Genomic DNA, 20,360 nt, shown 5'->3' on the forward strand with positions numbered 1-20,360 from the left:
GGGACGGCAGTCTACCGATCCGGCGTCGTGGGGCCCTGGGCGTCCACGTGATCCGTGCCCGAGACCGCGTCCGCCGCCGCGTTCCGTACCCGACGACGACGGGCCCCGTGCCCGCTCACCAGGCAGGTGAGCGGGCACGGGGCCCGCAGCGGAACGACCCTGCGTGGGCCGTTACCGGAACGTATGACTCAGTGCAGCAGGTCGTGCAGCGGGATGATCGCGTCGCGCGACGGCCCCACGCCGATCGCCGAGACGCGCGCACCCGAGAGCTCCTCGAGCGAGCGCACGTACGCCTGCGCGTTGGCCGGCAGGTCCTCGAACGTCCGGCAGCCGGAGATGTCCTCGGTCCAGCCGTCGAACTCGGCGTAGATCGGCTTCGCGTGGTGGAACGCCGTCTGGTCGGTCGGCATCTCGTCGTAGCGGACGCCGTCGACGTCGTACGCGACGCAGACCGGGATCTTGGGGATGCCCGTGAGGATGTCGAGCTTGGTCACCACGAGGTCCGTGATGCCGTTGATGCGGCTCGAGTACCGGGCGATCACCGAGTCGTACCAGCCGCAGCGACGCGCGCGACCCGTGGTGACGCCGTACTCCCCGCCGGCCTTGAGCAGGTACTCGCCCATCTCGTCGAAGAGCTCCGTGGGGAACGGGCCCTCGCCGACACGGGTCGTGTACGCCTTGATGACGCCGATCACCGACGAGATCTTCGTCGGTCCCACGCCCGAGCCCGTCAGGGCGCCGCCTGCGGTCGCGTTCGACGACGTCACGAACGGGTAGGTGCCGTGGTCGACGTCGAGCATCGTGGCCTGACCGCCCTCGAACAGGACGTTCTTGCCCGCGTCGAGCGCCTGGTTGAGGATCAGCGACGTGTCCGCGACCATCGGCTTGACGCGGTCCGCGTACGCCAGCAGCTCCTCGACCGTCTCGTCGACGGTGATCGCCCGCCGGTTGTAGACCTTGACCAGCAGGTGGTTCTTCTGGTCGAGCGAGCCCTCGATCTTCTCCGCGAGGATCTTCTCGTCGAACAGGTCCCACATGCGGATGCCGACGCGGTTGATCTTGTCGGCGTACGCCGGCCCGATCCCGCGGCCGGTCGTCCCGATGCGGCGCTTGCCCAGGAAGCGCTCGCTGACCTTGTCCATCGTGCGGTGGTAGCCCGCGATGACGTGGGCGCTGCCGGAGACCAGCAGGCGCGAGACGTCGACGCCGCGCGAGATCAGGTCGTCGAGCTCCTGGAAGAGGACCTCGATGTCGACGACGACCCCGTTCGCGATGACGGGGGTGACCCCGGGCGACAGGATGCCGGAGGGCAGCAGGTGCAGGGCGTACTTCTCGTCGCCGATGACGACCGTGTGCCCGGCGTTGTTGCCGCCGTTGAACTTGACCACGTAGTCGACCCGCGACCCGAGGAGGTCGGTCGCCTTGCCCTTGCCTTCGTCGCCCCACTGGGCACCGATGAGCACCACGCCTGGCATGGATTCCCCACTTTCAGACTGCCTGTTCCTCGGACCGGGTCACGGACCGGCACCGACCGGCACGTACGGAGGACTGTCCGGTCGGCGAGCGACCGCGTCGCGCACCATCGACCGGGGGTCGACGCACGGCGCGTTCCGCCGACGGGTCCTGCGCGGGCCCGAGGCGCGTCCGGGCGGCAGTCACCCGGAAGCCTGGACGAGTTTACCTGCCATTGACCTCGGCGGGCCCCTCGGCCCACCGGGAAGATCCCCGCGGCCCGACGGCGCCACGTGCGCGACGTCGTCGGGCGGCGGGAAGAGGCACGGCGGCAGGGGCGACGACCGCGCGGGCGGCGTCCATCGTCCCGACCGACCGCAGGCGCCCGGGCGTCAGCCCGCGAGCGCCCCGACCTCGTCGGCCGACGTCCCCGAGTCGACCAGGAACTGGGCGCACCGCTCGGCCTCGCCGTCCTCGCCGATCAGCGACGCCGCGCGCGAGAGCGCGAGGAGCGCGCGCAGGAAGCCCTGGTTCGGGACGTGGTCGGCCGGGATCGGCCCCTGGCCGCGCCAGCCGGCGCGACGCAGCGCGTCGAGCCCTCGGTGGTAGCCCGTGCGGGCGAACGCGTACGCCGTGACGGCCGCACGGGCGTCGTCCTCGCGGAGCGTCGCCTCGGCGAGGAGGGCCCACGGGAGCGAGGAGGCGGGGTACGCGCCTGCGAGCGCGAACGTGTCGTCCCCCCGGGCGATCGCCGCGTCGACGTCCGGCTCAGCCGGGAGACGGACGGGCGCGGGCCCGTCGAGGAGGTTGCGGTGCGTGGGTGCGTGAGACATCCAGCGATTCTCGCAGGCTCCTGACGAGCGCATGTGCAACGAGGCGCCCCGCCGCCTAGAGTCATGCACATGATCGAGATCTCCACGTCCCCCGCGACGACCACGCTCGTCATCGCCGGGGACCTCGATCTCGCGGAACGTGACCAGTTCCCGGAGATCGCCGCCCGCGTCGTGGGGCTGCGCCGTCAGCTCCTCGTGATCGACATGTGCCGCGTGACCTTCATGGACTCGACCGGCGCGGCCTTCCTCATCTCGCTCGCCGACTCCGGTCGCAAGCGCGGCGGGGCGACCGTGCTCCGCGGGTGCGACGACCGGGACCTCTTCGTCCTCGAGGTGTGCGGGGCCCTCGACCTGTTCCGCATCGACGCCGACCACCGCTGCGACCCGCCGGTGAGCGCGACCGCCTGACACGACCGCCCGTCGGGCCTTCAGCCCTCCTCGGGCCGTGCCCCTCGGTCGGCCCGTTCCGCGGGTGACCTCAGCCTGGCCCACACGAGCTTGCCCGAGCCGGCCGGCCGCCACCCCCAGTCCGCGAGGCGCTCGACGATCTGCATCCCGAACCCGCCCATGCGGTGCACGTGGCCGTCGGTCGACACGGGAGGAGCAGGGTTCGAGTCCTCGACCTCGACGCGCAGACCGTCCCCGGTGTCGAAGAGCCGCAGCGCGAGGTGCCCCCACCCGTGCAGGACGCCGTTCGCGACGAGCTCGGACACCACGAGCTCGGCGTTGGCGCTGTCGCCGAGGTCCCACGCCTGACACGTGCGCAGGACCGCGTGCCGTGCCCGCCCGATCGACGCGGGCTCGCTCGGCAGGAGCCACCGTCGGCTCCGCGGGCTCAGGGCCGACGTCACGGGATCCGTGACGGGGTCGGGGACCCGGACCACGACGAGCGCGACGTCGTCCTCGGGTGCGTCGGCGAGACGTGACAGGAGCTCCTCGCCGATCCCCGCGGAGTCGATCGCCGTGATCGCCCGGGTCGCCTCCACCAGGGCGTCGAGGCCCACGCGCAGCGCGCGGTCCCGGCGCTCGATGAGACCGTCGGTGTAGAAGAGCAGGACGTCCCCCGGCTGCAGGTCCGCCCGCCCCGTCGCGCGGGTCCCGACCCCGAACCCGACGAGCGAACCGCCCGCCTCGTTCAGCTGCGTGACCTCCCCGTCCCGCAGGAGCAGCGGCGGCAGGTGCCCGGCCCGCGAGTACTCGATCGTCCAGCGCTGACCGTCCGCCCCGCCGCGGTCCTCGGTGCGCGGCTCGTCGGTGCCGGGCTCCTCGGCGCCGTCCTCGGGCGGCTGCTGCTCGCCGTGCCGCACGAGCGACGCGTAGACGAGGCTCGCCGACCGCGGGATGCGCATGCCCACCACGAGCTGGTCCACGCGTTCGAGCACGGGCCCGGGCGTCGTGAGCTCGTACGCGTAGGAACGCACGACCGACCTGAGCTGCCCCATGGCCGCGGCCGCCTCGACGTCGTGCCCCACGACGTCCCCGATGACCAGCCCGACGACGTCGGGCGTGATCTGCAGGACGTCGTACCAGTCGCCGCCCACCTGGGCGTGCTCGGAGTTGGGCGCGTAGTACGTCCAGACGTCGAGCCCCGTCACGTCCGCCTGCTCGGGCAGCATCGCGCGCTGCAGGGTCTCCGCGAGGCGGTGCTCCCGGGCGTAGAGACGCACGTTGTCGATCGCGAGACCGGCTCGCCTCGCGAGGGTGCGCAGGACCGCGTCGGCGCTCTCCGGGTCCGTCGTCGTCCCGGGTGAGGCCGGCAGGCCGCTCGTCGCGAGCAGCCCCAGGACGCGGCGGCGTCCGGCGATCGCGTGGAGCAGCACCTCGCGGGGCGCGCCCGCGAGCGTGGAGGTGCGCTGCCGCACGTCGCGGCTCAGCCAGCCCGACGCCGACCACTGCGGGTAGTCCGCCGACAGGTCGAGCCGGACAGGGCCCTCGATCCGTCCGTCGAGCAGGTCCTGCACCGTGTCCTGGAGGTCGATCACGGTCCCCGGGACCAGGAGGGCCGGGCCCGTCGCGTCGCCCAGCGCGTCGGTCTGCCCCATGGCCCCCTCGACGATGCCCGCACCGTCGGCGATGTACCGGCCGTGGCGCTGCCCGCGCCCGCTCGGTGGTGTCGTGGTGTCGATGCCCTCGGCGAACCGGAGCCCGTCGTCGTTCATGTAGAAGCCGGCCCACTCCACGAGCGCCCCCTCGAGGACGTCGCAGATCTCCCGCAGCGCGAGCGGGTAGTCCAGGTCGTTGAGGAGGTCCGAGGTCTCGGTGATGATCGCGAGCCCGGCACGCTTGCGGCGTTCGAGCTCGAGCGAGGCGAGCTGCGCCGCCGACCGGTCGACGTGCTCGGTGAGGTCGACCATCGAGCCCGCCCAGTGACCGACCTCGCCACCGGCCTCGTCGACCGGCGCGAGCGTGAGCTGCACCCAGATCATCGACCCGTCGTGGCGCTCGTGCTGCACGGTGCGCTTGACCTCGCGGCCCTCGAGGACCCCCGCCCGGAAGTGCTCGGCCTCGGACTGGTCCGCGAGGAGGTCCGACAGGAACTGCGGCCGACGCCCGACGACCTCGTCGGTCGAGTAGCCCGTGAGCCTGCTGAACGCGTCGTTGACCCAGAGCACGGGCATCCCCCCGGAGGCCGGGCCCAGGAGGAACGCCGCGACGCCCGCACGCTGGACCGCACGAGCGAGGGTCTCCGCCCCGCCGTCCGGCAGCGCCGCGCCACCGGCACGCGGAACGTGGCCCCAGGAGCCCAGACCCAGGCTCGACGAGCCGACCATTTCCACCTCCGAACGACACTGCCGTGAGCGCGTTACTGTCCCGAGTGGACATTCAACCGTAGATTGGTGATCTCCGAGACCTGTGCGGGTCCGGTCCACGCTGGGAGGAGCAACGTGCGCGACGGTAACACCACGGCTGGTAGCGAGCCCGAGGACCCCGAACTCGGGGCGAGCGGCGTCGTCACGGACCAGGCCGATCCTGCGAGCGTCCACGTCATCGTCGGGGCGACCCGAGCACGGATCGTCCTGTCGGGAGAGATCGACGCCGATCTCGGCGCCGATCTCCTGGACGCGACGGCCGACGCAGAGGCCACGGGCCTGCCCGTCGAGATCGACGCCCATCACGTGACCTTCATGGACTCCTCGGGCGTCGCCTTCCTCGCGCGGCTCGCGACGCGCGGCCCGCACCGGGTCCGGGTGCTGCGCGCCCCGCCCACGGTGCGGTTCCTCCTGGAGGTCACGCGAATCGGGGACATGCTCGACATCGTCGACGAGGACCCCGGCTTCGACCTTCCCGACGGCGTCACGCACCTCAACGGGAGCCGTCGCCTCCCGCGCACCGACCGCTGAGGCGGACCGCCCGGCCCACGCTCCGCCGTCGGGCTCGCGCGTCCCGGACGACACGCAGCAGGCCCCGGTCCTGACGGACCGGGGCCTGCTGGCACTCCAGGTGGCGGGACGTCCCGCCGGGGTCACCGCCCTGGCGGGCGGCTCACCGGGTTCAGCGGATCTTCTGGCCCGCGGAACGCAGCTGCTGCGACGCCTCGACGATGCGCTGAGCCATGCCGGCCTCGGCGAGCTTGCCCCAGGCGCGCGGGTCGTAGGCCTTCTTGTTGCCCACCTCGCCGTCGATCTTCAGGACACCGTCGTAGTTGCGGAACATGTGGTCGACGACCGGACGCGTGAACGCGTACTGCGTGTCGGTGTCGATGTTCATCTTGATGACGCCGTTGTCCACGGCCTCCGTGATCTCCTCGAGCGTCGAGCCCGAGCCGCCGTGGAAGACGAGGTCGAACGGGTTCTCCTTGCCGATGGCGTCGCCCACGGCCTTCTGGATGTCCGCGAGGATCGACGGACGCAGCTTGACCGCACCCGGCTTGTAGACACCGTGCACGTTGCCGAACGTGAGGGCCGTCAGGTAGCGGCCCTTCTCGCCCGCACCGAGAGCCTTGACCGTCGCGAGACCGTCCTCGACCGTCGTGTAGAGCTTGTCGTTGATCTCGGCCGTGTGGCCGTCCTCCTCGCCACCGACGACGCCGACCTCGATCTCGAGGATGGTGCGCGCGGCGACGGACAGCTCGAGGAGCTCCTCGGCGATGATCAGGTTCTCGTCGAGCGGCACGGACGAGCCGTCCCACATGTGCGACTGGAAGGTGGGCAGGCCACCGTTCTTGACCTGCTCGGCCTCGATCGCGAGCAGCGGGCGGACCCAGGAGTCCAGGTTCTGCTTGGCGCAGTGGTCCGTGTGCAGGGCGATGGTGACGTCGTACTTCTTCGCGACCTCGGTCGCGTAGGCCGCGAGGGCGAGCGAACCGGTCACGCGGTCCTTGATCGTCGAGCCGGACGCGTACTCGGCGCCGCCGACGGAGACCTGGATGATGCCGTCGGACTCGGCCTCGGCGAAGCCCTGAATGGCGGCGGTGATGGTCTGCGACGACGTGATGTTGACGGCGGGGTAGGCGAACTTGCCTGCCTTCGCGCGGTCGATCATCTCGGCGTAGACCTCGGGGGTTGCGATAGCCATCTGCAGAACTCCAATGACGGAAGGAGGTGGGTGCCGACGACACTGCCGCGCGCCCTGTTATCCCCATGATTTTGTCATGGATCCCTACCGGGGGTGTCGTCCGTCCCTCAGATGGACGCTCGTCACCACGGGTTGGGACGTCTCACGGAGCGGGCTGCAGGGCCGACCCGTCAGGGGACCACGAGGTGCTGCGTGACCCACGCGTGCATCGCGATCGCCGCCGCGGCGCCCGCGTTGATCGACCGCGTCGACCCGTGCTGCGTGATGTGCAGGACGTCGCGGCTCGCCGCGCGCGCCTCCATGGACAGGCCGGTGCTCTCCTGGCCGAACAGCAGCACGCACTCGGGCGGGAACGCGTACCCCTCGAGGGGGATCGAGCCCGGGACGTTGTCGATCCCGATGACGGGGATGCCCGCGCCCTCGCGGGCGGTCGCGGCCCAGGTCAGCAGGTCCTCGACCTGCGGGTGGTGGCTCACGTGCTGGTAGCGGTCAGTGACCATGGCGCCACGACGGTTCCAGCGTCGTCGCCCCACGATGTGCACCCCGGCCGCGTTGAACGCGTTCGCGGTGCGCACGACCGAGCCGATGTTGAGGTCGTGGCCCCAGTTCTCGATCGCGACGTGCAGGCGCCGGTCGCGCGGCCTGCGCGCGTCCATGTCCGCGACGACCGCCTCGACCGTCCAGTAGCGGTAGGCGTCCACGACGTTGCGGCGGTCGCCGTGCTCCAGGAGCTCGACGTCGTAGCGCGGGTCGGTCGGCCACGCCGCCCTGCCCCCGGGCCAGGGACCGACGCCCACCTCGACCTCGTCCTCACCACGGGGGGTCGGGTCGCCGGACTCGATCTGCCCGTCGGGCGTGGTCGGCCCGTCAGGCGTGGTCGGCCCGTCGGGGGCGATCTGCCCGTCGGGCGTGTTCGGCCCGTCGGGCCGGGGCTCGGGCTGGGACTCGGGCTGCGCGGGGCGGGCTGTCACGGTCCCATTGTCGCGGGTCCCGACCACGGCGCCGCGGCCGACCCCGGTCGTGGCGCACGGTGCGGACGGCCCCCACGTCCCGAAGGTGCGATCCACCCACGATGTTCACGGTCGCGCCACGCGGGCCCGGGCCTGCGCGGCAGCGCGCCCACTACGCTGGGTGCGTGCTCACCGACCTGCTCACGTCCACGCTGCCCGACGCCACGGCCGCGCTCGCCGCCGTCGACGGGAGCCACGTGGTCGCCCTGGGGCCCGACTGGCTCGACGCGCGGAACATGATCAGCGGGTTCATCGAGCGCTTCGGCGTCTACGCGGTGTTCGGCATCATCGCCGTGGTCTTCATCGAGACCGGCCTGCTCTTCCCGTTCCTGCCGGGCGACTCGCTGCTGTTCACCGCGGGCCTCCTCGTCGCGCAGGACGAGCTGAACCTGTCGATCTGGCTCGTGTGCGGCATGATCTTCGCCGCCGCATTCCTGGGCGACCAGCTCGCGTACCTGATCGGCAACAAGATCGGTCCGCGGCTCTTCAAGCCCGACGCACGCGTCCTGAAGACCAAGTACATCGACCAGGCCCACGACTACTTCGAGCGGTTCGGCGGCCGCACCGTCATCCTCGCGCGCTTCGTCCCCTTCCTGCGGACGTTCGCACCCGTCGCGGCCGGCATGAGCGGCATGCGCTACCGCACGTTCGTGGTCTACAACCTGGTCGGTGCGTTCGTCTGGGGCGTCGGCGTGACGCTGCTCGGCTACTGGCTCGGCAACGTCCAGTTCGTCAACGACCACATCGAGACGATCCTCGTGCTCATCGTCGCGATCTCCGTGATCCCCGTGGTCATCGAGGTGCTGCGCGCCCGCCGGGAGTCCCGTCGGGTCAAGGCCGAGGGCACGGGTGCCCTGGCGGACGCCGCGACCGTCTCCGAGCTCGCCACGTCGACCACGGCCGCAGCGACTCCCACCGCGCTCCCCACCGAGGCGACGACCGCACCGGTGACACGACCCGAGAAGTCGACGGACGCCGTCGAGCACTCCCCCGGAAAGGACGACTGATGCCTCGCGTGATCGAGAGCTGGCTCACCGACATGGACGGCGTGCTCGTCCACGAGGGCCACGCCATCCCCGGCGCCCCGGAGTTCATCCGGGCCCTGCGGGACAAGGAGCGCCCGTTCCTGATCCTCACGAACAACTCGATCTTCACGGCACGCGACCTGCGCGCGCGGCTCGCGACCTCGGGCATCGAGGTGCCCGAGGAGTCGATCTGGACGTCCGCCCTGGCCACGGCGCAGTTCCTGAGCGACCAGGTCCCCGGCGGCAGCGCCTACGCGATCGGCGAGGCGGGCCTGACCACGGCCCTGTACGAGGCCGGGTACACGCTCACCGAGTCGGACCCCGACTACGTCGTGCTGGGCGAGACCCGCACCTACTCGTTCGAGGCCATCACCAAGGCCGTGCGCCTCATCCTGGGTGGCTCGCGGTTCATCTGCACCAACCCGGATACGACCGGCCCCTCGCAGCAGGGGCCGCTGCCCGCCACGGGTGCGGTCGCGGCCATGATCACCGCCGCGACGGGGCGCGAGCCCTACTTCGTGGGCAAGCCCAACCCCATGATGTTCCGGTCCGCGCTCAACCGCATCGACGCGCACTCCGAGACGACCGCCATGATCGGCGACCGCATGGACACCGACGTCGTGGCCGGGATCGAGGCGGGGCTCTACACGTACCTCGTCATGACGGGCTCGACCAAGATCCACGAGGTCGACACCTTCCCGTTCCGCCCCAGCAAGGTCGTCGACTCGATCGCCGACCTCGTCGACCGCGTCTGAGGCTTCTGCGGCGGGCTGCCCCGCCACGCAGCCCCACCGCGACGTCGCCCCGCTGGCCCGCTGCCCGCTGCCCGCTGCCCCGGGCAGCGCACCGCCCCGGCCCCCCGACCAGCTCGGGGTACCGGGGCGGCGGTCCGTGGACGCCTCAGGCCTTGACCGCCAGGACCGGGCAGCTCGCCCGGAGGAGGATCTGCTGAGGCGTGGAGCCGAGCACGAGCTTGCCCACCGGTGTCCGGCGGCGCAGGCCGACGACGATGAGCTCCGCGTCGACCTCCTCCGCGACCTCGAGGACCACGTCGGCCGGCAGGGCGCCGGACTTCAGGTGGCGCACCTCGTGGCCGACCTGCGCCTCGTCGAGGATCTCGATGACGTGGGCCAGCTCGGCCTCGTCGGCCCACCGGGGGTCGACGAGCCGGTCCGCCCGCGTGGCGTTGACGATCACGACCTTCGACCCGAGCAGCGCGGCCGACCGGCCCGCTGCTCGGGCGCTGGCGGTCCCGAGGTCGCCGGGAGCGTAGGCGAGGACGACGGTCATCAGTTCACCTCCTGCGACTGGGATTCTTCACGGATCTCCTCGCCGAGCCGGGACAGCTCGACGTTGGCACGCTTCTCGCGGCTCTTGAGCCACAGGCCGAGGCCCACGATCACGAGGATCGAGACGTAGGCGGTGGCTGCGAACGGGCTCGTCACGAGGTACGAGAGGTCTCCCTGGCTGATGGTCAGGGAGCGCCTCAGGCGATCCTCGGCCATGGGGCCCAGGATCATGCCGACCACCATGGGGGCCACGGGGTAGCCGTAGCGCCGCATGAAGAAGCCGACCACACCGATGACGAGCAGGATGAGCACGTCGACCGGGGAGAAGTTGAGCGCATAGGACCCGAGCGCCCCGAACAGCAGGATGCCCGCGTACAGGTAGTGCCGGGGGATCTGCAGGACCTTGACCCACATGCCGACGAGCGGCAGGTTGAGGACGATCAGCATGAGGTTGCCGATGTAGAGGCTCGCGATGAGCGCCCACACGAGCGACGACTGCGTCTGGAAGAGCATCGGCCCCGGCTGGATCCCGTACGACTGGAACGCGACGATGATGATGGCCGCGGTCGCGGTCGTGGGGAGCCCCAGGGTCAGGAGCGGGACGAGGACGCCCGAGGCTGCGGCGTTGTTCGCCGACTCCGGGCCTGCGACGCCCTCGATGGCGCCCTTGCCGAACTGGTCCTTGTGCTTGCCGGCGAGCTTGCGCTCGGTCGCGTACGACAGGAAGGTCGCCACGTCGGCGCCACCGGCCGGGATGGTCCCGACGGGGAAGCCGATCGCGGTGCCGCGGAGCCAGGGCTTCCACGAGCGGCGCCAGTCCTCGGGCTTCATCCAGGAGCGCCAGCCCTTCTCGACCGGGATGACGTGCACCGGTCCGTGCCGCAGGCGCGACGCCACGTAGAGCGCCTCGCCCACCGCGAACAGGCCCACGGCGACGATCACGACGCTGAGGCCGTCGGCGAGGTTCGGGACGCCGAACGTGAAGCGCTGCTGCCCGGTCAGGGTGTCCGTGCCCATGAGCCCCAGGAACAGGCCGAGGGCGAGGGCGACCATGCCGCGCGAGACGGACTTGCCGAGGAGCGCTCCCACCGTGATGAAGGCGACGATCATGAGCGCGAAGTAGTCGGGCTCGCCGAGCTGGACGGCCCACTTCGCCATGACGGGAGCCACGAGCGTCAGGAGGACGGTCGCGATGGTGCCCGCGACGAACGACCCGATCGCGGCCGTGGCGAGTGCCGCGGCTCCGCGCCCGAGCCTGGCCATCTTGTGGCCCTCGAGCGCGGTCACGATCGAGGCCGACTCGCCCGGGGTGTTCAGCAGGATCGAGGTCGTCGACCCGCCGTACATGCCGCCGTAGTAGATGCCCGCGAACACGATGATCGCGGCCGTCGCGTCGAGCGAGTACGTCAGGGGCAGGAGCAGGGCGATGGTCATGGCGGGTCCGATGCCCGGCAGGACGCCGACCGCCGTCCCGATGAACACGCCGAACAGCGCGTAGAGCAGGTACACGGGCTGCGCGACCGTCGCGAAGCCCTCCATCAGTGCGGAGAGGTTATCCACGGAGGAAGCTCACCCCTTCAAGGAACGGGCCGGGGGGCAGCGACAGGCCGAGCAGCCCGCCGAAGACGAGCTGGATGATGAGGGCCAGGACGACCGCGAGCGCGATCGCACGCCACCACGGGCGGGCGCCGAGCACGATCGCCGACCCGCCGAAGAGCAGCGTCGCCGCGACCGGCCAGCCGGCGAGGTTGATCGTGTAGACGTGCGCCACGAAGATGACGCCGAGGAGAGCCACCGTCTTCCAGTCGGTCCTGACGTTCGGGTCGACGTCCTCGCCGTCGTCCTCCTCGCCGAACTTCCCGCGCAGGAGACCGACCAGGACGAGGACGCCCGAGATCAGCAGCAGGCCGCCGACGAGATAGGGGAAGGCGCGGGGGCCCATGGTGGTCGTCGACCCCGGGACCTGGATGGTCCCGGCGTCGACGACCACGAACACGCCCAGGGCGATCGTCACCGCGGCGACGACGTACTCGCCGATCCGCCGCCTGGGAGCCGCGTCGGTGTGCGCCGCCGCGGCCCCCGACGGCCCGGTCCCGCCGGTGAGCGGGACCTCTTCGGTCACCGGGACCTGGTCGCGCGCGTCGGCGCGAGGTTCCGTGGCGACCTGGGGGGAGGTCCCGCCCGGTGCGGGGGATTCACCGGGCGGGACGGGAGAGGACGGGGACATGTCAGGCGACCAGACCGATGTCCTGCAGGACCGCCTGGATGTCGGCGATGTTCTGCTGGAGGTAGTCGTCGAAGTCGGCGCCGGTGACGAACGCGTCGGCCCAGCCCTTCTCCTCGAGCGTGGCCTGCCACTCCTCGGACGCGTGGAGCTCGGTGAGGACGGCCTCGAGCGCGGCGCGCTCCTCGTCCGTGATGTCGGCGGGGGCGAGGACGCCACGCCAGTTGGTGAGGTCGAACCCGTAGCCCGCGTCGTGGAGCGTGGGGACCTCGGGGAGCGCCTCGACCTTCTCGGGGCTCGTGACCGCGAGCGCGCGCAGGGTGCCCGCCTTGACCTGCTCGGCGTACTCGCCGACGCCCGAGATGCCGGCGCTGACCTTGTTGCCGAGGAGGGCGGAGAGGGACTCGCCACCGCCCGAGTACGCGACGTAGTTGAGCGTGTCGACGAGCTTCTCCGACGGGACGCCGGCCTGCTTGAGGAGCATCCCCGCGAGGATGTGGTCCGCACCGCCTGCGGACCCGCCGGTCACCGTGACGTCCTTGCCGTTGGCGACGATGTCGTCCACGAGCTCCTTGAGCGTCGTGTACTTGGACTCGGCCGGCACGACGATGACGAGCGGCTCCTCGGTGAGGCGCGCGATCGGGGTCGTGTCCTCGATGCGGGCCTGGGACTTGTTGGTCTCGACCGCGCCGACCATGACGAGCCCGGTCACCATGAGGGTGTTGGGCTCGGTGACGGTCGCGAGGGAGGCCAGACCGACGGTCCCGCCCGCCCCGCCCACGTTGGTCACGTTGATGGTCTTCGCCAGCCCGGTGGCCTGCAGCTCCTTCTGGAGCGCCCGGCCCGTCTGGTCCCAGCCACCGCCCGGGTCCGCGGGGACGATGATGTCGAGCGAGGCCAGGCCGACCGCGGCGGGCTTGTCGCTGCCCTCGGCGGCCGGGGCCTCGTCTCCCGAGGCGAGACCTGCGCAGGCGCTCAGCGCGAGGGCGAGGCTGGTGAGTGCTGCTGCGCCGGCGAGGCGGCGACGCCCTGACGGACGCGTGCTGTGCCCGCGACGCGGGCTGACGACGGATGCCATTTCTCCTCCTTGAGCAGGCCTCGCGACGTCGTAGTCCCGGGCCGTTGGTGTGCAGCGGAGCCTAGGAGCGTGGAGGTGGTCCGTGGTCCCTGAGGTCGTAATGGACGTTGTGGTCGTTGTGGTCAGGCGAATTTCCGGCGTCAGGTCACGGGTACGTCTCGGTTCTGCACCCGAGTGGCGGACCGCACCTGTGGCCTGGGGCACACTTGTCCGGTGGGATGGGCAATGCCGCTCAGGGTTCAGCTGCTCCTGCTGCAGGTCGTCATCGTCCTCGCCGTGGTCTCGGCCGCAGGCGTGGTCGCGGGGACCCTGCAGGAGCGGCAGCTTCGTGACGCGTACCTGGACCGGATGACGGGGGTCGCGCAGTCGGTCGCGGGCCTGCCGGCCATCAGGGACGCGCTGGGCGCTGCCGACCCGTCGGCCACGATCCAGCCCATCGCCGAGGTCATCCGCGAGGCCTCCGACGTGACCTACGTCGTCGTGACCGACGACGAGGGCATCCGCATGTCCCACCCCACGGCGGAACGCATAGGGGAACGTGTGTCCACCGACCCCTCCGTCCCCCTGTCCGGGGGGACCTACATCGGCACCCAGACCGGCACCCTGGGCGAGTCGTGGCGCGTGAAGGTCCCCATCTACGACGAGTCGGGGCGGGCCGTCATCGGGGCCGCGTCGGTCGGCATCCTCGAGTCGCAGCTCCACGCGGACTTCCGCGAGGACCTGGACGGCCTGCTCCTCGCGCTGGGCACCGCCGCGGCGGGCGGTGTCGTGTGCGCCTGGTGGGTCACGCAGCTCGTCCGCCGCAGGATCTACCGGCTCGAGCCGGAGGAGATCGCGTCCCTCCTCGAGACGCGTGACGCCATGCTCCACGGCATCAGCGAGGGGGTCGTGGCGCTGGACCGCACCGGGCGGGTCGCGCTCGTCAACGACGAGGCGCGTCGCCTCCTGGGGCTGGGCCCCGGTGAGGCCCCGGTCGGGTCGCTCGCGACCGACGTGCTCGACGGCCAGCTCCTGGAGCTCGCCGACCGCCCCGGCGACCACTCGAGCGGCGAGCTGCTCCTCGCGGGCGAACGCGTCCTCCTCGCCCGTGCCAACCCGGCGACGGTCGACGGGCGGGCCGTGGGCGCGGTGCTCGTGCTGCGCGACCACACCGAGCTGCACGCCCTCCTGCAGGACCTCGACGGCGCCCGTGACCTGACCGACGCGCTGCGCGCGCAGTCGCACGAGTTCGCCAACAAGCTGCACGTCGTCTCGGGCCTGCTCGAGCTGGGCCAGCACGTCGAGGCCGTCGCCTTCATCGAGCGCGCCGGGCACGGCGGGCTCCTCACGGCGAGCGTGATCGCCCCGGGCGTCCACAGCCCGCAGGTTGCCGCGCTGCTCCTGGCCAAGGCGACCACGGCGCGCGAGCGCGGGATCGACCTCGAGGTCGACCCGTGCTCGGTGCTCGACGCCCCCGGCTCCCCCGACTCGACGGCACTCCAGCAGGACGTCCTGACGATCCTCGGCAACGCGATCGACAACGCGATCGACGCGGCGGGCCCCGGCGGGACCGTCCAGGTCCTCGTCCAGGAGGACGACGAGGAGGTCGTCGTCCTCGTCGACGACGACGGACCGGGGGTCCCGACGGCGTTGCGCGCCGCGGTCTTCCGGCCCGGCTTCAGCACCAAGCACGCAGGAGCCCGGCCTGCCCGGTCCGTCCGCCGGGTGCCGCGTCCCGGCACCGGCACGTCGTCGTCCCCCCGCTGGGACGCCCTCCGGCACGACGACGCCCCTGCACCTCACCTCCAGCCGACGCCAGGCTCCGACGCGGGAACCGCGCGCGGCATCGGGCTCGCCCTCGTGCGACGGATCGTCGCCCGGCGGGGCGGCACCGTCGGCTTCACGACCTCACCGCTCGGCGGCGCGCGCCTCACGCTGACGCTGCCCGTGCGCTCCTCCGCGGCCCCCTCGGGGGCCGCACTCGACCGACTCACCGGGACGGTGCACCGATGACCTCCACAGACGACCGACTGCGAACCCTGATCGTCGAGGACGACCCGCTCATCTCCCGCCTGCACCGCGGGTTCGTGGAGAGCCACCCCCGCTTCGTCGTCGTGGGCGAGGCCCGCACCGGCGCGGAGGCGGTGCGCGCGATCTCGGTGCTCGAGCCCGACCTCGTCCTGCTCGACATCTACCTGCCCGACACGAGCGGGTTCGCGGTCCTGAACCAGCTCCGTCGGCGGCCCGGTCCCCCCGTGGACGTCATCGCGACGACGGCGGCACGCGAGCTCGACAGCGTGCGCCGCGCCATGGCGGGCGGCGTGCAGCACTACCTCGTCAAGCCGTTCACGGCTGCGGTGCTGCGCGGGCGGCTCGACGAGGTCGTCAGGTTCCGTGCGCAGGTGCGGGCGACCGACGGCGCCCTCGACCAGGCCACGGTCGACCGGCTCGTCCGGCAGGCCCGCAACGAGGGTCCCCAGCTGCCCAAGGGTCTGTCCGACCGCAGCCTGGAGCTCGTCGTCGGGGCCCTCGTCGAGGTGTGCCGGACCGGGTCGGTGGACGCCTCGGCGGTCGACGTGGCCGAGGCGACCGGCATGTCCCGGGTGAGCGCGCGCCGCTACCTCGAGCACCTCGTCACGATCGGCCAGGCCGAGGTCAACCCGCGCTACGGCTCGGCCGGTCGGCCCGAGAACCGCTACAAGCCGCTCCTCGCGGTCAGCGCGGAGTCACCGGCCTAGCTGGACCGTGGGACGGACGGACGGACGAACGGAGGGCGGGCCGGGACCTCGAAGGGTCCCGGCCCGCCCGCCGTCGTCGTGCAGGAGGGTCTCAGGCGTCCGCGCGTGCCCGACGGCGCTTGCTCACCGCGAGCAGGCCCGCGCCACCCAGGAGCAGCATCACGGCGAAGGCCGTGAGCGTCGCCGAGTCGGCACCGGTGTCCACGAGCCCCGAGTAGACGTCGCACTCGACGTCGCCGCCGACCGGGAAGCTGAACGTGACGGGGGCGAGGGCCGTCCCCGGCTCGTAGAAGCCTGCGAACGCCTTGGCGCCCGCGGCGGTCAGCGTGGCGGGGGCACCCGTCCACGTGACGGTGCTGCCCGAGGTCGACTTCTTGCCCGAGAGGTTCAGGCTCGCGAACGCGACGCCCTTGCTCGTGGACTTGTTGCCCTGCATGTCGCTGCTGACGACGTCGACGACCAGGGTGCCAGTGCTGCCGTCGACCTGGACCCGCGGGTTGGAGATCTGCAGGTCGAGGATGCCGTCGTGGCCCGAGAACTTCACCGAGCCGGCGAAGCTCGTCCGCCCCTTGCCGAGGTCGGTGTTGAAGGAGCCCTTGCCGCCGCTCCACGTGAAGGACGAACCGTTGTCCTTGACGCCGCTCGTCGAGACCGAGCCCTTCGCGATCGGCCCGGCGATGTACGCACGGAACGAGTCGCCCACGCCCCAGCTCAGGGTCGCGCCGTTGACGCCCTGCGCGTAGCACTGCTGGGCGGCGGAACCGCCCGAGGTGCTGGCCGCGCCCGTGACCGTGATGACCGCGGAGACCTTGTGGTTCGCGCCCTCGAGGGACAGCGTGTGCTCGCCCGGCTCGAGGTCCTTGGGGATCGTGACCGTGGCCGACGCGGCGCCGCCGGTGTTGGCCGTGACCCCGGTCGCGAGGGTGCGCGGCGTCGACCGGATGATCGACGTCAGGCCCGTCTCGTTCGCCCCGAAGCCCACGCCGCTGATCGTGACCTGGCCGCCGGGGACGACCTGGTAGGTCGAGAGGGTGGCCTTGGTCGTGTCGATCGGCTGCGGGTTCCCACCGGGCTCGGTGGTCGGGAGGTCGCCCTCGTGGTCCGCCCCGACGGTGAACGTCACCGGGTCGAGCGCCGTGCCTGCGGTGTAGAACCCGGAGAACGCGTCCGCCCCCTCCGCGGTGAGCACCGCGGGGACCCCGGCGAACGTCACGGCCTCACCGGCGGACGTGACCGTGGCCGCGTCGAGGTCGAGCTGCGCGATGACCACGGTTCCCTCGACGATGCCGCCGCTCGTCGTCGCGGAACGGACGTCGACCACGAGGCCTGCCGTCCCGTCCTCGGCCACGACGACCTGCGGGTCGGAGAGGGTCGTGTCCAGGACGCCCTCGTGGGCGGTGAAGCGGACAGAGCCCGCGTACGAGACGTGGTCCTCGGCAGAGCTCGTCTGGACGAAGGAGAACACGCCGTTCGCACCCCGCGTTGCGCCGCCACCGAGCGTGATGCCCGACGGTCCGACGTAGGTGCGGAAGCTCTCCTTGAAGCCCCACTGGAGGCTGCCGACCGGCGTCGCGCCGACCACCGTGACGCTCGTCTCGCCCGTCGCGCCCAGCGCGCTCGTGACCTTGACCGGGTGTGCGCCCGGGGTCAGGCCGGCCGGGACGGTCGCGGTGACCTTCCCACCCTGTGCGGTGAACGTGGCGGCCGTCCCGCCGAGCCGGACGGAGGACACGGAGTCGCCCGACCCGAGTCCCTCGACCGTCAGCGTGACCTTCTCGCCGACCTTCACCGCGGCCGAGCCGACCGTGACCGTGAGCGGCGCGGGAGCCTGGGCATCGGTGTAGCGGACCGGGACGGAGAGCTCCTGAGCAGCGTTCGTCACGCCACCGGCACCGTAGGTGTAGACACCGAACGAGCCGGTCTCCGGCCATGCGACGTCCACGCCGGACGCCTGCTTGGGCTTGACCGTCAGCTCGGCCGTGAACTCACCCTCGGGCGAGACCGTGACCCACTGGCCACGCACCGCGCCCTGGTAGGCGGGCGAGATCGCGTCGAACCCGGCCTGGCTCAGCGCCCAGCGCTGGTCGCCGACCACGCGCGCCGCCGACGGAGCGCCCGCGGACGGCTTCCACGTGTCGGCGAACTTCCCGAAGACCACGTACGTCCCCGCAGGGTTGCCGGCCGAGATCGGCGGGCGGTTGCCCTCAGGAGCGAGGTTCCCGGCCGGGTCGAACCCGGAGCCCTTCACGACGACCTTGTCCCCCGCACGCACCAACGCGTTCCCCAGCGGGGTCGTGCCGTCAGCGGCGAATACCTCGATCTTCGGCTCGAACACCGGCGCGGGCTCGTTGGTGAAGTTCACCGCGACCGACTTCTCCTGCGCGGCGTTCTTCATGCCGCCCGCGGCGTACGTGTAGACACCGAACGTGCCGCCCTCGAGCGCGTCGAGCGTCGTGAGCTTCAGCCTCGCCGTGAACGAGCCGTCGGCGGAGATGTTCACCCAGTCCTTGCGGATCGCGCCCTGGTACTGCGACGGGACCTGGTCCAGCACCGACTCGGCCAGGGCCCACGCCTGCGGGCCCGTCTTGCGAGCCGTCGACGGCGCCCCCGTCGAGGGCTGCCAGTCCTTCGCGAACGACCCGAACACCACGTAGCTGCCCTGCGGCAGGTGCGCCGGGATCGGGACCCCGCGGCCGCCCACGTTCGCAGCCGGGTCGAACCCGGTGCCCTTCACGACGATCTCGTCACCAGGACGGACCACGGTGGTGCCGAGCGGCGTCTTCCCGTCCGCGGCGAGCACGTCGATCTTCGGTGCGAACACCGGCGTCGTGGGCTCCTCGCCCTTGAACGTGATCGGGGTGAACGTGTCGAGCGTGCGGTCGGTGACCGACAGCCCGTGCGCGGCCGACGTGGCCACCTGGTAGGACTTCGACGCGTCGAGCGTGCCTGCCGGGACCGTGATCGTGGTCGTGAACGCGCCGTCCTTGACGAGCGCGCTCGGGACGAATGCCTGCTTCAGCCACCCCGCGCCGGGCAGGGCCGAGCCACCGCTCCAGACGGAGGTCTCGCCGAGGAGCACGTACGCGCCGTTCTTCGCGCCCGCGCCGACGAACCCGGTACCCGAGACCGTGAACGTGTTCTCGACCGCCGGGTCGACGTCCTTGCTCGGGGTGACGGTGACCTTGGGATCCGCGACCGGGGCCGGCGGGTCGACCTGCTTGGCCGTCACGGTGTGCGGGACGACGCCGGACGTCGACGCAGCGAAGGCAGCAGCATCGGTCGGGGTGAAGCGTGCGGTGAAGGCGTGCTCCCCCACGGCGGCGGACGCGACGTCACGGTGAGCGACGCCGTCGGGCACCGCGGTGGCCGCGCCCAACGAAGTGGCGCCGTCGAAGAACTCGATCGTGCCTGCCGCTGCCGGGTAGACCGTCGCGCTGAGCGCGATGGCCGCGCCCTCGACCGAGGTACCCCCCGGGGAGACGGCGAGCGTCGTCGTCGTGACGGTCGCGGGGGCCACGGGGAGCGGGGCGTCGAGCGTCGCGGTCAGGGTGGACATGGGCTTGCCGACGTACGCGGAGAAGTAGCTCGAGACCGCGGCGAGGTCGTTCGAGACGGTGCCGTTCGCGACGAGGACCAGCGTGTCGCCGGTCCGCGTGGGTGCGACGGTGACGTCCGCGACCTTGGCGTCGTTCCCGGTGCCCTCGTTGACCGTACCCGCGAAGTCGGCCGTGAGGACGCCCGCCGTCGAGGAGGTCAGCCGGAGCGTGAGGTCCGAGATCGTCAGGTTCAGCGCGCCGTCGTGGCCCGAGTACGTGGTCGATCCGGCGAGCTTCACGGTCCCCGCGCCTGCGGCGTCGAGCGCACCGGAAGCCGGCCTGTAGACCGACTTCCCGTCGACCAGGGCGGGCGTGACGGTCCCCTTGGCGATCGGGCCGGTGACGTAACCCGTCCAGCCGTCCGTGAAGTTCCAGGTGGCGCTGCCGCCCGACACCGTGACGGTGTCCGCGGCGGCTCCTGCCGGGGAGACCCCGACGAAGGTGAGACCGGCGACGAGCGCTCCGGTCAGGAGTGACGCGAGGGCGCGTCGGCGCCCTCCTCGTTGCGTGATGAGCACTCGATCTCCTGTGAAGGTCCAGGGTCGCCCGCGATGGCGACGCATGGCGACAGGTCTCTCGACCATCGCCCCGTGGACCATATAAGGGCTGCCTCACCAAAGC

Annotated in this window: 16 protein-coding genes; 6 read left to right on the forward strand and 10 right to left on the reverse strand. The window is 71.8% G+C overall.

The genetic code is table 11. The features are described 5' to 3' along the window. Positions 1–188: 188 nt before the first annotated feature. Entirely contained in the window at positions 189–1,475 is a 1,287-nt protein-coding gene (locus tag ACFVQ3_RS05070; RefSeq protein WP_377677911.1) for an adenylosuccinate synthase, read from the reverse strand. A 369-nt stretch (positions 1,476–1,844) separates the two neighbouring features. After that, the gene (locus ACFVQ3_RS05075; protein ID WP_387635869.1) at positions 1,845–2,285 is read right to left on the reverse strand and encodes a DUF3151 domain-containing protein; all 441 of its coding nucleotides are present in this window, start codon (positions 2,283–2,285) and stop codon (positions 1,845–1,847) included. A gap of 69 nt (positions 2,286–2,354) precedes the next feature. On the opposite strand from ACFVQ3_RS05075, the gene ACFVQ3_RS05080 reads away from it, so the two are divergent. After that, on the forward strand, positions 2,355–2,693 hold the full coding sequence (locus ACFVQ3_RS05080) for an STAS domain-containing protein (RefSeq protein WP_030151057.1): 339 nt from the start codon (positions 2,355–2,357) through the stop codon (positions 2,691–2,693). A gap of 20 nt (positions 2,694–2,713) precedes the next feature. Here the strand turns inward: ACFVQ3_RS05080 and ACFVQ3_RS05085 are convergent, their stop codons facing one another. After that, positions 2,714–5,056: a SpoIIE family protein phosphatase gene (locus ACFVQ3_RS05085; RefSeq protein WP_387635871.1), complete on the reverse strand. Its 2,343-nt coding sequence runs from the start codon at positions 5,054–5,056 to the stop codon at positions 2,714–2,716. Between the two features lie 114 nt (positions 5,057–5,170). Between ACFVQ3_RS05085 and ACFVQ3_RS05090 the strand changes: the two genes are divergently transcribed. Beyond that, positions 5,171–5,626: an STAS domain-containing protein gene (locus ACFVQ3_RS05090; RefSeq protein WP_138826418.1), complete on the forward strand. Its 456-nt coding sequence runs from the start codon at positions 5,171–5,173 to the stop codon at positions 5,624–5,626. Between the two features lie 151 nt (positions 5,627–5,777). Here the strand turns inward: ACFVQ3_RS05090 and fbaA are convergent, their stop codons facing one another. After that, positions 5,778–6,800, reverse strand: coding sequence for a class II fructose-bisphosphate aldolase (gene fbaA, locus ACFVQ3_RS05095; protein WP_387635873.1), 1,023 nt, complete (start codon positions 6,798–6,800; stop codon positions 5,778–5,780). A 170-nt stretch (positions 6,801–6,970) separates the two neighbouring features. Continuing rightward, positions 6,971–7,642, reverse strand: a complete 672-nt coding sequence (locus ACFVQ3_RS05100) for a TrmH family RNA methyltransferase (RefSeq protein ID WP_387636078.1) — start codon at positions 7,640–7,642, stop codon at positions 6,971–6,973. Positions 7,643–7,935: 293 nt separating this feature from the next. Between ACFVQ3_RS05100 and ACFVQ3_RS05105 the strand changes: the two genes are divergently transcribed. Both ACFVQ3_RS05105 and ACFVQ3_RS05110 read left to right on the forward strand, forming a co-directional pair. Further along, positions 7,936–8,817: a DedA family protein gene (locus ACFVQ3_RS05105; protein ID WP_387635876.1), complete on the forward strand. Its 882-nt coding sequence runs from the start codon at positions 7,936–7,938 to the stop codon at positions 8,815–8,817. Continuing rightward, positions 8,817–9,590 (forward strand): HAD-IIA family hydrolase, encoded by a 774-nt coding sequence (locus tag ACFVQ3_RS05110; RefSeq protein ID WP_387635879.1) that lies wholly within the window; start codon positions 8,817–8,819, stop codon positions 9,588–9,590. Before ACFVQ3_RS05105 ends, ACFVQ3_RS05110 begins: the two co-directional genes overlap by 1 nt. A 145-nt stretch (positions 9,591–9,735) precedes the next feature. On the opposite strand, the gene ACFVQ3_RS05115 is transcribed toward ACFVQ3_RS05110, so the two are convergent. The 4 genes from ACFVQ3_RS05115 to ACFVQ3_RS05130 are packed head-to-tail and all read right to left on the reverse strand — an operon-like array spanning position 9,736 to position 13,426. Next, positions 9,736–10,125, reverse strand: a complete 390-nt coding sequence (locus tag ACFVQ3_RS05115; protein ID WP_387635882.1) for a universal stress protein — start codon at positions 10,123–10,125, stop codon at positions 9,736–9,738. After that, a complete protein-coding gene (locus ACFVQ3_RS05120) occupies positions 10,125–11,684 on the reverse strand; it encodes a tripartite tricarboxylate transporter permease (RefSeq protein ID WP_387635884.1) in 1,560 nt (519 codons plus the stop codon). The genes ACFVQ3_RS05115 and ACFVQ3_RS05120 overlap by 1 nt, the downstream gene beginning before the upstream one ends. Further along, the gene (locus ACFVQ3_RS05125; RefSeq protein WP_387635886.1) at positions 11,677–12,351 is read right to left on the reverse strand and encodes a tripartite tricarboxylate transporter TctB family protein; all 675 of its coding nucleotides are present in this window, start codon (positions 12,349–12,351) and stop codon (positions 11,677–11,679) included. Before ACFVQ3_RS05125 ends, ACFVQ3_RS05120 begins: the two co-directional genes overlap by 8 nt. Position 12,352: 1 nt before the next feature. Next, positions 12,353–13,426: a Bug family tripartite tricarboxylate transporter substrate binding protein gene (locus ACFVQ3_RS05130; protein ID WP_387635889.1), complete on the reverse strand. Its 1,074-nt coding sequence runs from the start codon at positions 13,424–13,426 to the stop codon at positions 12,353–12,355. Between the two features lie 225 nt (positions 13,427–13,651). Between ACFVQ3_RS05130 and ACFVQ3_RS05135 the strand changes: the two genes are divergently transcribed. Together ACFVQ3_RS05135 and ACFVQ3_RS05140 are read left to right on the forward strand one after the other, a co-directional pair. Next, positions 13,652–15,418, forward strand: coding sequence for an ATP-binding protein (locus tag ACFVQ3_RS05135; RefSeq protein WP_387635892.1), 1,767 nt, complete (start codon positions 13,652–13,654; stop codon positions 15,416–15,418). After that, on the forward strand, positions 15,415–16,143 hold the full coding sequence (locus ACFVQ3_RS05140) for a response regulator (RefSeq protein WP_387635895.1): 729 nt from the start codon (positions 15,415–15,417) through the stop codon (positions 16,141–16,143). The genes ACFVQ3_RS05135 and ACFVQ3_RS05140 overlap by 4 nt, the downstream gene beginning before the upstream one ends. Positions 16,144–16,234: 91 nt before the next feature. On the opposite strand, the gene ACFVQ3_RS05145 is transcribed toward ACFVQ3_RS05140, so the two are convergent. Then, positions 16,235–20,257, reverse strand: a complete 4,023-nt coding sequence (locus ACFVQ3_RS05145; RefSeq protein WP_387635897.1) for an HtaA domain-containing protein — start codon at positions 20,255–20,257, stop codon at positions 16,235–16,237. Between the last annotated feature and the right edge of the window lie 103 nt (positions 20,258–20,360).

This window comes from Oerskovia sp. NPDC057915 (assembly GCF_042887685.1).
In the GTDB taxonomy this organism is placed as follows: domain Bacteria; phylum Actinomycetota; class Actinomycetes; order Actinomycetales; family Cellulomonadaceae; genus Oerskovia.

Coding starts and splice junctions, on each gene's coding strand:
- ACFVQ3_RS05110 (WP_387635879.1), top strand. CDS start 8,817: ATGCCTCGCGTGATCGAGAGCTGGCTCACCGACATGGACGGCGTGCTC.
- fbaA (WP_387635873.1), bottom strand. CDS start 6,800: ATGGCTATCGCAACCCCCGAGGTCTACGCCGAGATGATCGACCGCGCG.
- ACFVQ3_RS05135 (WP_387635892.1), top strand. CDS start 13,652: ATGCCGCTCAGGGTTCAGCTGCTCCTGCTGCAGGTCGTCATCGTCCTC.
- ACFVQ3_RS05085 (WP_387635871.1), bottom strand. CDS start 5,056: ATGGTCGGCTCGTCGAGCCTGGGTCTGGGCTCCTGGGGCCACGTTCCG.
- ACFVQ3_RS05115 (WP_387635882.1), bottom strand. CDS start 10,125: ATGACCGTCGTCCTCGCCTACGCTCCCGGCGACCTCGGGACCGCCAGC.
- ACFVQ3_RS05140 (WP_387635895.1), top strand. CDS start 15,415: ATGACCTCCACAGACGACCGACTGCGAACCCTGATCGTCGAGGACGAC.
- ACFVQ3_RS05080 (WP_030151057.1), top strand. CDS start 2,355: ATGATCGAGATCTCCACGTCCCCCGCGACGACCACGCTCGTCATCGCC.
- ACFVQ3_RS05075 (WP_387635869.1), bottom strand. CDS start 2,285: ATGTCTCACGCACCCACGCACCGCAACCTCCTCGACGGGCCCGCGCCC.
- ACFVQ3_RS05130 (WP_387635889.1), bottom strand. CDS start 13,426: ATGGCATCCGTCGTCAGCCCGCGTCGCGGGCACAGCACGCGTCCGTCA.
- ACFVQ3_RS05125 (WP_387635886.1), bottom strand. CDS start 12,351: ATGTCCCCGTCCTCTCCCGTCCCGCCCGGTGAATCCCCCGCACCGGGC.
- ACFVQ3_RS05070 (WP_377677911.1), bottom strand. CDS start 1,475: ATGCCAGGCGTGGTGCTCATCGGTGCCCAGTGGGGCGACGAAGGCAAG.